Source organism: Streptomyces niveus (genome assembly GCF_001723055.1).
Lineage (GTDB): Bacteria > Actinomycetota > Actinomycetes > Streptomycetales > Streptomycetaceae > Streptomyces > Streptomyces niveus.
This window is the reverse complement of the sequence record NZ_MDCR01000072.1, coordinates 1-11,599: the sequence shown is the minus strand read 5'-3', so window position 1 is coordinate 11,599 and position 11,599 is coordinate 1. Positions and strand designations below refer to the sequence as shown.

At 73.2% G+C, this 11,599-nt stretch carries 7 protein-coding genes, 2 pseudogenes and 1 riboswitch; of the genes and pseudogenes, 8 read left to right on the top strand and 1 reads right to left on the bottom strand.

Features of this window, described 5'->3' with window-relative positions:
• The first annotated feature begins 173 nt into the window (after positions 1–173).
• The 8 genes and pseudogenes from BHU15_RS10125 to BHU15_RS38155 form a co-directional block, all read left to right on the top strand.
• Entirely contained in the window at positions 174–1,442 is a 1,269-nt protein-coding gene (locus BHU15_RS10125; RefSeq protein WP_069626883.1) for an inorganic phosphate transporter, read from the top strand.
• Between the two features lie 50 nt (positions 1,443–1,492).
• Positions 1,493–1,732 carry a hypothetical protein gene (locus BHU15_RS10120; protein ID WP_023542596.1) on the top strand — a complete coding sequence of 80 codons (240 nt, stop codon included), beginning with the start codon at positions 1,493–1,495 and terminating at the stop codon, positions 1,730–1,732.
• Between the two features lie 158 nt (positions 1,733–1,890).
• Positions 1,891–2,037, top strand: a riboswitch (cobalamin riboswitch).
• A gap of 120 nt (positions 2,038–2,157) precedes the next feature.
• Positions 2,158–3,144 (top strand): cobalamin biosynthesis protein, encoded by a 987-nt coding sequence (locus BHU15_RS10115; RefSeq protein ID WP_069626882.1) that lies wholly within the window; start codon positions 2,158–2,160, stop codon positions 3,142–3,144.
• Positions 3,141–4,703: a cobyric acid synthase gene (locus BHU15_RS10110; protein ID WP_069626881.1), complete on the top strand. Its 1,563-nt coding sequence runs from the start codon at positions 3,141–3,143 to the stop codon at positions 4,701–4,703. Before BHU15_RS10115 ends, BHU15_RS10110 begins: the two co-directional genes overlap by 4 nt.
• Complete coding sequence (gene cobN, locus BHU15_RS10105; RefSeq protein ID WP_069626880.1) at positions 4,700–8,389, top strand: cobaltochelatase subunit CobN; 3,690 nt, start codon at positions 4,700–4,702, stop codon at positions 8,387–8,389. Before BHU15_RS10110 ends, cobN begins: the two co-directional genes overlap by 4 nt.
• Positions 8,390–8,489: 100 nt before the next feature.
• A complete protein-coding gene (locus BHU15_RS10100; protein ID WP_069626879.1) occupies positions 8,490–10,541 on the top strand; it encodes a putative cobaltochelatase in 2,052 nt (683 codons plus the stop codon).
• Positions 10,541–11,140 (top strand): cob(I)yrinic acid a,c-diamide adenosyltransferase, encoded by a 600-nt coding sequence (gene cobO / locus BHU15_RS10095; RefSeq protein ID WP_023542590.1) that lies wholly within the window; start codon positions 10,541–10,543, stop codon positions 11,138–11,140. The genes BHU15_RS10100 and cobO overlap by 1 nt, the downstream gene beginning before the upstream one ends.
• A gap of 29 nt (positions 11,141–11,169) precedes the next feature.
• Positions 11,170–11,439: pseudogene (locus BHU15_RS38155) on the top strand (nucleotide-binding protein); the annotation flags it as partial.
• On the opposite strand, the pseudogene BHU15_RS38150 reads toward BHU15_RS38155, so the two are convergent.
• Positions 11,385–11,543 (bottom strand): annotated as a pseudogene (locus BHU15_RS38150) (cob(I)yrinic acid a,c-diamide adenosyltransferase); the annotation flags it as partial. The pseudogenes BHU15_RS38155 and BHU15_RS38150 overlap by 55 nt on opposite strands.
• Positions 11,544–11,599: the final 56 nt, after the last annotated feature.

Sequence of the window (11,599 nt, the reverse complement as noted above, 5' to 3'; positions counted from 1 at the left end):
TCGGGCGGACCGGGGCGGCCTCCTCGAATCCCCGCCGCCCGCAGAGCAGTTCACCGGCGGGCCGGGCATCCCCCGTCGGGAGACACCGCAACGCCTGCCCTAGTTCATCTTCCGTTCACTCAACATCCCTACGTTCCTGAACGGCCGATGACGTCAAACGATTGCCTGGGTAAATGGAACACCTCACGCTGCTGCTCGCGATCGTGATCGTGACGGCTCTTGTGTTCGATTTCACGAACGGTTTCCACGACACCGCCAACGCGATGGCGACGACTATCTCGACCGGCGCACTCAAACCCAAGACCGCGGTGGCGATGTCCGCCGTGCTCAACCTCGTCGGCGCGTTCCTGTCGGTGGAGGTCGCCAAGACCATCTCCGGCGGGCTCATCAACGAACAGGGCATCAGAACCGAAGTGATCTTCGCGGCGCTCGTCGGCGCCATCCTGTGGAACCTGTTCACCTGGCTGCTCGGACTTCCCTCCAGCTCCTCCCACGCCCTCTTCGGCGGTCTCATCGGCGCCACGCTGATGTCCGTCGGCACCTCCGGGGTCAACGGCGGGGTCGTCGTCACCAAGGTCCTGCTTCCGGCGCTCGCCGCGCCGCTGGTGGCCGGTCTGGCCGCGATGCTCGCCACCCGGCTGACGTACCGCATCGGCCGTAACACGGCCGAGAAGGACACGGCGAAGGGCTACCGCGCGGGACAGATCGCGTCGGCCGGCCTCGTCTCCCTCGCCCACGGCACCAACGACGCGCAGAAGACGATGGGTGTCATCACCCTCGCGCTGGTCACCGGCGGCGTCCTCGCCCCCGGCTCCAACCCGCCGATGTGGGTGATCGTCTCCGCCGGTGTCGCCATCGCGCTCGGCACCTACCTCGGCGGCTGGCGCATCATCCGCACGATGGGCAAGGGCCTCACCGACCTCCAGCCGCAGCAGGGCTTCGCCGCCCAGACCAGCGCGGCGACCGTCATCCTCGCCTCCTCACACCTGGGCTTCTCGCTCTCCACCACCCAGTCCTGCTCCGGTGCGGTGATGGGCGCGGGCCTCGGCCGCAAGGGCGGGGTCGTCCGCTGGTCGACCGCCACCCGGATGTTCGTCGCCTGGGGGCTGACGCTGCCGGCCGCCGGCCTCGTCGCGGCGGGCGCCGAGTTCCTGACCAAGCAGGGCCCCTGGGGCATCGGGGTCACGGCCGCGCTGCTCGTCACGCTGTCGGGGGCCATCTGGTTCGCCTCGCGCCGCCAGCCGGTCGACCACACCAACGTCAACGAGGCGGACGGGCCCGCCGGGGCGGCCGAGCCCTCGGGCGTCGTGACCGCCGCCGTCGCCGCCGTCACCCCGCCCCCGGTGGGCGGTCCGTCCTCGGAGATCGCCGCGACCATCCCGGCCCCCGGTCCGGGCACCTCGGACCCGACCGCCGAACCGGCACGGCCCGCGACCGTCTGACATCAGCGGCCGGTCTCCGACGGCCCGACGAAGCGAAGGACTCTTTCAGCATGAACATCGACTGGGCGGCGCTCGGCTCCGTCTTCGGCGTCAGCCTCGTGGCGACCGTCGCTCTGGTGGGCCTGTTCACCCTGGGCATCGTCGGGCTCTCCAAGAGCGCGGCGCCCGCCGAGGGCGCGACCGCGGCCACCGGCACCGGCTCCGCGGCGGTCGTACGCGCCGGCGCGTACGTCTGCTTCGCCCTGTGCCTGGGCGCCGTCTCGTACGGGATCTACATGATCGTCGCCTGACGCGCTCCGCGACCTGAGAGCGGTGGAGGGGGCGGCCCGTGACCTACGGGCCGCCCCCTCCACCGCGTCATGTCCGGCGCGGTTCGCGCACCGCCCGGCGGGCCTCGTCGTGTGGGTCTCAGCACACTGCCCCGTCGCAGGTCAAAGCCTGGTTGACGGGGAATCGCACGCGTGGTGGACTGCCGAGGCCAATACGGCGACAGCGAAGAGGAAGCCGGTGCGAATCCGGCGCGGTCCCGCCACTGTGACGGGAGACGGTCAAGTCTCCCGGAGCCAGGAACTCTTGTCGCCGCATCACGTCGAACCGGGGCGCGGACCCTGAGTGAGGACATGTCGCCATGCCCGGCTGCGGTACAGCTGTCGCGTCCAGTGCTGTGAGTACGAGACCACCACGAGCGTCCCGAGGCGTATCGGCGGGCTGAGCGATGCGTGCCGAGTATTCGGCGGGCCGTGAAGTACCGGCCCAGGGAAGCGTTTTCGCGTACGGCGCCGCCGCCGGTCTCCTCGCCGACCGGCTCTTCGGCGATCCCCGGCGCGGCCATCCCGTCGCCGCCTTCGGGCGGGCCGCGGGCGCCGTCGAGCGGGTGCTGTGGCGTGACCACCGGGGGTGGGGCGCGCTGCACGCCGTGGTGTGCGCCGGAGGTACGGCAGGGGCGGCGGCACTCGTGGCGCGCGGGGTCCGCGGCCGCGACGCCGCGTCCGTGGCCCTGACCGCCGCCGTCACCTGGACCGTGCTCGGCGGTACGTCGCTGGGGCGCGAGGCGCGCGCGGTGGGCGGGGCGCTGGCGGCCGGGGACGTCGAGGTGGCGCGGGAGCGGCTGCCGCGTCTGTGCGGGCGGGACCCGGAGGCCCTGGACGAGGGCCAGATCGCGCGCGCCGTCGTGGAGTCCGTCGCCGAGAACACCTCCGACGCCGTCGTGGGGGCCCTGGTCTGGGGCGCGTTGGCCGGGGTGCCGGGGCTGGTCGCGTTCCGCGCCGTCAACACGCTGGACGCGATGGTCGGACACCGGTCGCCGCGCCTGCTGCGCTTCGGCTGGGCGTCGGCGCGGCTGGACGACATGGCCGGCTGGCCGGGGGCCCGGCTGACGGCCGTCCTGGCCGCCGTGGCGGGCGGCGCGCCCGCGCGGGCGCTGGAGGCCGTACGGCGCGACGCGGGCCGCCATCCGAGCCCCAACGCGGGCCCCGTGGAAGCGGCGTTCGCGGGGGCGCTCGGCGTACGACTCGGCGGCACCCTCGCGTACGGCGGGCGGGTCGAGCACCGGCTGGTGCTCAACGGCGGCGGGCGGCCGGTCGAGGTGGCCGACATCGAGCGGGCGGTACGGCTGTCGCGCCGTGTCGGTGTGCTGGCGCTCGGCGTCTGCGTGGGCGGGCGGCTGCTGGCCGGCCACCTCCTCGGGAGGAGGGGCCGATGAGTGACCGACAACGGCCGGGCGGCGGACTGCTGGTCGCCGGCACCACCTCCGACGCCGGGAAGAGCGTCGTCACCGCGGGGATCTGCCGCTGGCTCGTACGCCGGGGCGTGAAGGTGGCGCCCTTCAAGGGGCAGAACATGTCGCTGAACTCGTTCGTGACCCGTGAGGGCGCCGAGATCGGCCGGGCGCAGGCGATGCAGGCACAGGCGGCGCGCGTCGAGCCGACGGCGCTGATGAACCCCGTCCTGCTCAAGCCGGGCGGCGACCGCAGCAGTCAAGTGGTGCTGATGGGGCGGCCGGTGGGCGAACTGAGCGCCCGCGGCTACCACGGCGACGGCACGGGCCCCGGGCGCCAGGAGACCCTGCTGGGCACCGTCGTGGACTGTCTTCAGGAGCTGCGGAGCACCTACGACGCGGTGATCTGCGAGGGCGCCGGCAGCCCCGCGGAGATCAATCTGCGGCGTACGGACATCGTGAACATGGGCGTCGCGCGGGCGGCCCGGCTGCCGGTCGTCGTGGTCGGCGACATCGACAGGGGTGGCGTCTTCGCGTCCTTCTTCGGTACGACGGCGCTGCTGAGCCCCGAGGACCAGTCGCTGGTCGCGGGTTATCTCGTCAACAAGTTCCGGGGCGACGTGTCGTTGCTGGAGCCGGGCCTGGAGATGCTGCGCGGGCTGACCGGCCGTGCCACCTACGGTGTGCTGCCCTTCCGGCACGGGCTGGGCATCGACGAGGAGGACGGTCTGCGGGTCTCCTTGCGCGGCGCCGTACGGGAGTCGGTGGTGGCTCCTCCGTACGGAGAGGACGTCCTGCGAGTCGCCGTCTGCGCGGTGCCGCTGATGTCCAACTTCACCGACGTGGACGCGCTGGCGGCCGAACCGGGCGTGGTGGTGCGGTTCGTGGACCGCCCCGACGAGATCGCCGACGCGGACCTGGTGATCGTGCCGGGCACGCGCGGGACGGTGCGGGCCCTGGCCTGGCTGCGCGAGCGCGGGCTCGCCGACGCGCTGGCGCGGCGGGCCGCCGACGGCCGCCCCCTCCTCGGGATCTGCGGCGGCTACCAACTGCTCGGCGAGCACATCGAGGACGACGTCGAGTCGCGCGCGGGCTCCGTGGACGGGCTCGGACTGCTGCCCGTACGCGTCGAGTTCGCCCGCGGGAAGACTCTGGCGCGGCCCGTCGGCGAGGCGCTGGGCGAGCGCGTCGAGGGGTACGAGATCCACCACGGCGTCGCCTCCGTGGAAGGCGGCGATCCGTTCCTCGTGGACGGCGCCGGCCGCCGGCTGGACGGCACGCGCGCCGGGTCGGTGTGGGGAACGCACTGGCACGGCTCGCTGGAGAGCGACGGCTTCCGGCGCGCGTTCCTGCGCGAGGTCGCCGCGGCGGCCGGGCGCCGGTTCGTACCCGCCCCGGACACCTCGTTCGCCACCCTGCGCGAGGAGCAGCTCGACCTCCTCGGCGATCTGATCGAAGAACACGCGGACACGGACGCGCTGCTGCGGCTGATCGAGTCGGGCGCCCCGTCAGGACTTCCCTTCATCGCACCTGGAGCGCCATGACCACGGCAAGCACCGTCCTGTTGTTGTCCACCGCCGACACCGAACTGCTGGCGGCCCGCGCGTCGGGCGCGCCGTACGTGATCGGCAACCCGACGCGGGTCGACGCCGCCGAGGAGCTGCCGGCGCTGATCGCGGGGGCGCGGATCGCCGTCGTACGTCTGCTGGGCGGGAAACGCGCCTGGGAGGACGGGCTGGCCGCGCTCGCCGCGTCCGGCATACCCACCGTGCTGCTGGGCGGCGAGTCCGTACCGGACGCGGAGCTGATGGCCGACTCGTCGGTGCCCGCCGGGGTGGTCGCCGAGGCGCTGCGCTACCTGGTCGAGGGCGGGCCGGAGAATCTGGCGGAGCTGGCGCGGTTCCTCTCCGACACCGTGCTGCTGACCGGTGAGGGGTTCGAGGCGCCGCGCGCCATGCCCGAGTGGGGGGTGCACGGGGAGCGCGCCTCCGTGGAAGGGCGGCCGACGGTCGGGGTCCTCTTCTACCGTGCGCACCAACTGTCGGGCAACACCTCCTTCGTGGACGTGCTGTGCGACCGGATCGAGGAGCGGGGCGCCAACGCCCTCCCCGTGTACTGCGGTTCGCTGCGCGGCGCCGATCCCGCCCTCTACGAACGGCTCGGCTCGGCGGACACGCTGATCGCGACCGTACTGGCGGCCGGCGGCACCGTCGCGTCGGACGCGTCGGCGGGCGGCGACGAAGAGGCATGGGACATCGGGGCGCTGGCCGATCTCGACGTGCCCGTCCTGCAAGGGCTCTGTCTGACGTCGTCACGCGCCGCGTGGGACGCGTCGGACGCCGCGCTGTCCCCCATGGACGCGGCGATGCAGGTCGCGATCCCGGAGTTCGACGGACGGCTCATCACCGTCCCGTTCTCCTTCAAGGAGGAAGGCCCGGACGGGGTCCCCGTGTACGTCGCCGACCCCGAGCGGGCCGGCCGGGTCGCCGGGATCGCGGTGCGGCACGCGCGGCTGGCGCACAAGGAGAACGCGGCGAAGAAGCTGGCCGTGGTCTTCACCGCGTACCCGACGAAGCACTCCCGCGTCGGGAACGCCGTCGGCCTCGACACCCCCGCCTCCGCCGTGCGGGTGCTGGACGCCCTGCGCGACGCCGGTTACGCGGTGGGCGAGGGCGCGGACGCGCACCCCGACAACGGGGACGAGCTGATCCACCGGCTCATCAACGCCGGTGGCCACGACGTGGAGTGGCTGACGGAGGAGCAGCTGGCGGTGGCGCCCGCGCGGGTGCCGCTGGCCGACTACCGGGCCTGGTTCGACACGCTGGAGCCGGGGCTGCGCGCGAGCATGCTGGAGCACTGGGGCGAGCCGCCGGGCTCGCTGTACGTGGACGGCGACGACATCGTGCTGGCGTCGCTGCGGTTCGGGAACGTCGTGGTGATGATCCAGCCGCCGCGCGGCTTCGGCGAGAACCCGATCGCGATCTACCACGACCCGGACATGCCGCCCTCGCACCACTACATGGCGGCGTACCGCTGGCTGGAGACGGCGGCCGGCGACAACGGCTTCGGGGCGGACGCGATCATCCACATGGGCAAGCACGGCACGATGGAGTGGCTGCCCGGCAAGGGCCTCGGCCTGTCGGCGGGCTGCGGCCCGGACGCCGTGCTCGGCGAACTGCCGCTGATCTACCCGTTCATCGTCAACGACCCCGGCGAGGGCACCCAGGCCAAGCGGCGCGGCCACGCCACGGTCGTGGACCATCTGGTGCCGCCGATGGCGCGCGCCGACACCTACGGGGACCTGGCCAAGCTGGAGCAACTGCTCGACGAGTACGCGCTGGTCAGCGATCTCGACCCGACGAAGGCGCCGGCCGTGCGCGCCCAGATCTGGACGCTCGTCAAGGCCGCCGAGCTGCACCACGACCTGCATGTGGACGAGCAGCCGGGCGACGACGACTTCGACTCGTTCGTCATGCACGTCGACGGCTATCTCTGCGAGATCAAGGACGTCCAGATCAGGGACGGTCTGCACATTCTCGGCGGCGGCCCCGAGGGCGAGGCGCGGGTCAATCTGGTGCTCGCGGTGCTGCGCGCCTCGCAGGTGTGGGGTGGCACGGCGAACGCGCTGCCAGGCCTGCGGGCGGCGCTCGCCGACCACTTCGGGCTGGTCGAGAAAGAGTTGCTGGCCGAGCCGGGCGCCCCGGTGAAGGTGCCGGTCGAGCTGACGGACCTGGTGGCGGGTCCGGCGCGGTCCGCCGCGGACGCGGTCGATCTGCTGGAGCAGTTGTGCCGGCGGCTCGCGGAGGGCATGGAGGAGCGGGGCTGGGAGCTGTCGGCGGCGGCCCCGCTGGTCGGGGAGGTGCTGGGGCACGAACTGCCGTCGGCGGTGGCCGTGCTGGGCTTCGCCTCTACGGAGGTCGTGCCGAGGCTGGCCCGTACGACGGACGAGATCGAGAACATCCTGCGCGCGCTGAACGGCGGTTTCGTCCCGGCGGGCCCCTCCGGGTCGCCGACGCGCGGACTGGTCAACGTGCTGCCGACCGGCCGCAACTTCTACTCCGTCGACCCCAAGGCCATTCCGTCGCGCCTTTCCTGGGAGGTCGGCCAGGCGCTCGCGGACTCGCTGGTCGCCCGCTATCTGGCCGACACGGGCGACTATCCGGCGTCGGTGGGGCTGACCGTGTGGGGCACGTCCGCGATGCGCACCCAGGGCGACGACATCGCCGAGATCCTGGCGCTGCTGGGCTGCCGGCCGGTGTGGGACGACGCGTCGCGGCGGGTCAGCGGCTTCGAGATCGTGCCGGTGGCGGAGCTGGGCCGGCCCAGGATCGATGTGACGGTGCGGATCTCGGGCTTCTTCCGGGACGCCTTCCCGCATGTGGTGGGGCTGCTCGACGACGCGGTGCGGGCGGTGGCGGAGCTGGACGAGCCGGCCGAGGCCAACTACGTACGGGCGCACGCCGATCAGGACACGGCGGAGCACGGCGACCGGCGGCGGGCGACGGCGCGGATCTTCGGGTCGAAGCCGGGCGCGTACGGGGCGGGTCTGCTGCCGCTGATCGACGCCCGGAACTGGCAGTCCGACGCGGACCTGGCCGAGGTGTACGCGGTGTGGGGCGGTTACGCGTACGGGCGCGGGCTCGACGGGCGCGCGGCGCGTGGCGACATGGAGACGGCGTTCCGGCGGATCAAGGTGGCGGCGAAGAATGTCGACACGCGGGAGCACGATCTGGTCGACGCCGACGACTACTTCCAGTACCACGGCGGCATGGTCGCGATGGTGCGCCATCTGACGGGTGAGTCGCCCGAGGCGTACGTGGGTGACAGCGCGACGCCGGACCAGATCAAGACGCGGACGCTGGGCGAGGAGACGCACCGGGTGTTCCGGGCGCGGGTGGTCAATCCGCGCTGGATGGCGGCGATGCGCAGGCACGGCTACAAGGGTGCTTTCGAGATGGCGGCGACCGTGGACTACCTGTTCGGGTACGACGCGACGGCCGGGGTCGTGGACGACTGGATGTACGAGAAGTTGTCGGCGGAGTACGTCTTCGCGCCTTCGATCCAGGAGTTCATGCGGCAGTCCAACCCGTGGGCGCTGCGCGGCATCACGGAGCGGCTGCTGGAGGCGGCGGAGCGGGGGCTGTGGGCGGAGCCGGACGAGCAGACGCTGGAGCGGCTGCGGGCGACGTATCTGGAGCTCGAAGGCGATCTGGAGGGGGGCGGCGAGTGAGGACGCGAACCACTCGAACCGCCCGAACCGCCGGCCTGTCGACTCCGCACCTGCCGGCTCCGGACCTGCCGAACACGCTGATCCCCGCCTTGGAGGCACTGTGAGTACGCCGTACCCCTTCACCGCCGTCGTCGGGCAGGACGATCTGCGGCTGGCGCTGCTGCTCAACGCCGTCTCCCCGGCCGTGGGCGGGGTGCTGGTACGCGGCGAGAAGGGCACCGCCAAGTCCACCGCCGTGCGGGCGCTCTCGGCTCTCCTGCCGGAGGTGGACGTCGTCGTCGGCTGCCGGTTCTCGTGCGCGCCCGGGTCGCCCGACCCGGTGTGTCCCGACGGGCCGCACGAGACGGGCCCGGGGTCGTACCGGCCCGCGCGGGTGGTCGAACTGCCCGTCGGCGCCTCGGAGGACCGGCTCGTCGGCGCGCTGGACATCGAGCGGGCGCTGGCGGAGGGCGTGAAGGCGTTCGAGCCTGGGCTGCTCGCCGACGCGAACCGGGGCGTGCTGTATGTCGACGAGGTCAACTTGCTGCACGACCACCTGGTGGACCTTCTTCTGGACGCCGCCGCGATGGGCTCCTCCTACGTAGAGCGTGAGGGCGTCTCCGTACGGCACGCGGCGCGGTTCCTGCTCGTCGGCACGATGAACCCCGAAGAGGGCGAGCTGCGGCCCCAGTTGCTCGACCGGTTCGGGCTGACCGTCGAGGTCGCCGCGTCGCGTGAGCCGGATCTGCGGGTGGAGGTCGTACGGCGGCGGCTCGCCTACGACGACGACCCCGCCGCGTTCGCGGCGCGCTGGGCGGACGAGGAGGACGCGCTGCGGGCGCGCATCGTGGCCGCGCGGGCGCTGCTGCCCGAGGTACGCCTCGGGGACGCCGCGCTGCGGCAGATCGCGGCGACGTGCGCCGCGTTCGAGGTGGACGGCATGCGCGCCGACATCGTGATGGCCAGGACGGCGACGACGCTCGCCGCGTGGGCCGGGCGGACGGTCGTACTGGCCGAGGACGTGCGGCAGGCGGCGCTGCTGGCGCTCCCCCACCGGCGGCGGCGCAACCCGTTCGACGCGCCGGGGCTGGACGAGGAGAAGCTGGACGACACGCTGGAGGAGTTCGGCGGCGGGGACGACGCCCCTGAGGACGATCCGGATCCCGACGGGCCTGGCGGGGGCGGCCGGCCGCCGCAGGACGGGCCCGAGGGGCCGCAGGACGGGCCTGTCGATACGGCGGAGGCGCGGCCCGAGGAGCCCGCGCACCCAGAGGAGCCCGCGCAGCCCGAGGAAGGTCAGGGCGGGCGGCCCGCCGGGAGCGGTGAGCAGTCCGCCGTACGGGCCGCCGAGCCCTTCCGTACGAAGACGCTCAGCGTGCCCGGTCTCGGTGAGGGCGCCGCCGGTCGGCGTTCCCGGGCGCGCACCGACCACGGGCGGACGACCGGGTCGCGGCGGCCCCAAGGGGCCCTCACCAAGCTGCACCTGGCGGCCACCGTCCAGGCCGCCGCCCCGCACCAGCGGGCGCGCGGGCGTTCGGGGCGCGGGCTGGTGGTGCGGCGTGACGATCTGCGGCAGGCGACCCGCGAGGGCCGTGAGGGCAATCTGGTGCTGTTCGTGGTGGACGCCTCCGGCTCGATGGCCGCGCGGCAGCGCATGTCGGCGGTGAAGGGCGCGGTGCTGTCGCTGCTGCTGGACGCGTACCAGCGGCGCGACAAGGTCGGGCTGATCACCTTCCGTGGGAAGGACGCGACGGTGGCGCTGCCGCCGACGTCGTCGGTCGACGCGGCGGCCGTACGGCTGGAGACGCTGCCCACGGGCGGACGCACCCCGTTGTCCGCCGGGCTGTTGAAGGCGCACGACGTGCTGCGGGTGGAGCGGATGCGCGATCCCGCTCGGCGTCCCCTGCTCGTCGTGGTCACCGACGGGCGGGCGACCGGCGGGCCGGATCCGGTGGCGCTGGGGACGCGCGCGGCGCGGCTGCACGCCGCCGAGGGCACGGCGTCGGTGGTCGTGGACTGCGAGTCGGGGCCGGTACGGCTCGGGCTGGCGGGCGCGCTCGCGGGCGAGCTGGGCGGCACGGCGGTCACGCTCGACGAGCTGCGCGCGGACAGCATCGCGGGGCTGGTCAGGGACGTACAGGGCGCTTCGGGCGCACACAGGAGGGTTGCTTGATGCCGCAGGGACAGCCGGCCGTGGTGCCGGACGACGGGCTCACCACCCGGCAGCGCCGTAACCGCCCTCTCGTCGTCGTCCACACGGGCATCGGCAAGGGCAAGTCGACGGCGGCTTTCGGGCTCGCGCTGCGCGGCTGGACACAGGGCTGGCCGATCGGGGTGTTCCAGTTCGTCAAGTCGGCCAAGTGGAAGGTCGGCGAGGAGCACGCGCTGAAGGTGCTGGGGGCGAGCGGCGAGGGCGGCTCGGTGGCCTGGCACAAGATGGGCGAGGGCTGGTCCTGGGTGCAGCGCGACAGGCAGCTTTCCAATGAGGACGCGGCGCGCGAGGGCTGGGAGCAGGTCAAGCGGGACCTGGCGGCGCAGACGTACCAGCTGTACGTGCTGGACGAGTTCGCTTACCCGATGCACTGGGGCTGGGTGGACACCGACGAGGTCGTACGGGTCCTGCGGGACCGGCCGGGGACACAGCATGTCGTGATCACCGGGCGGAACGCGCCGGAGGCGCTGGTCGAACTCGCGGATCTGGTCACCGACATGACGAAGGTCAAGCACCCGATGGACGCGGGGCAGAAGGGGCAGAGGGGCATCGAGTGGTGAATGCCGCCTCAGGGACGGGTGTGGCGCCGGTGCCGGTGTCGGTCCCGCGCCTCGTCATCGCCGCGCCGGCCTCCGGCAGCGGCAAGACCACCGTCGCCACCGGGCTGATGGCGCTCCTCGCCGCGCGCGGTCTCGCCGTCTCCCCGCACAAGGTCGGACCCGACTACATCGACGCGGGCTACCACGCGCTGGCGACGGGGCGGCCGGGGCGCAATCTCGACGCGTACCTGTGCGGTACGGAGCTGATCGGCCAGCCCTGTGTCCAGCCGCGCAGCGCGAGCCCGAAAGCCGCCGTCGACTTGCCCTTGCCGATGCCCGTGTGGACGACGACGAGAGGGCGGTTACGGCGCTGCCGGGTGGTGAGCCCGTCGTCCGGCACCACGGCCGGCTGTCCCTGCGGCATCAAGCAACCCTCCTGTGTGCGCCCGAAGCGCCCTGTACGTCCCTGACCAGCCCCGC

What these genes read in the sequence shown, in the direction of transcription:
- BHU15_RS10125 (WP_069626883.1), top strand. Translation starts at nt 174, where the DNA reads ATGGAACACCTCACGCTGCTGCTCGCGATCGTGATCGTGACGGCTCTT.
- BHU15_RS10120 (WP_023542596.1), top strand. Translation starts at nt 1,493, where the DNA reads ATGAACATCGACTGGGCGGCGCTCGGCTCCGTCTTCGGCGTCAGCCTC.
- BHU15_RS10115 (WP_069626882.1), top strand. Translation starts at nt 2,158, where the DNA reads ATGCGTGCCGAGTATTCGGCGGGCCGTGAAGTACCGGCCCAGGGAAGC.
- BHU15_RS10110 (WP_069626881.1), top strand. Translation starts at nt 3,141, where the DNA reads ATGAGTGACCGACAACGGCCGGGCGGCGGACTGCTGGTCGCCGGCACC.
- cobN (WP_069626880.1), top strand. Translation starts at nt 4,700, where the DNA reads ATGACCACGGCAAGCACCGTCCTGTTGTTGTCCACCGCCGACACCGAA.
- cobO (WP_023542590.1), top strand. Translation starts at nt 10,541, where the DNA reads ATGCCGCAGGGACAGCCGGCCGTGGTGCCGGACGACGGGCTCACCACC.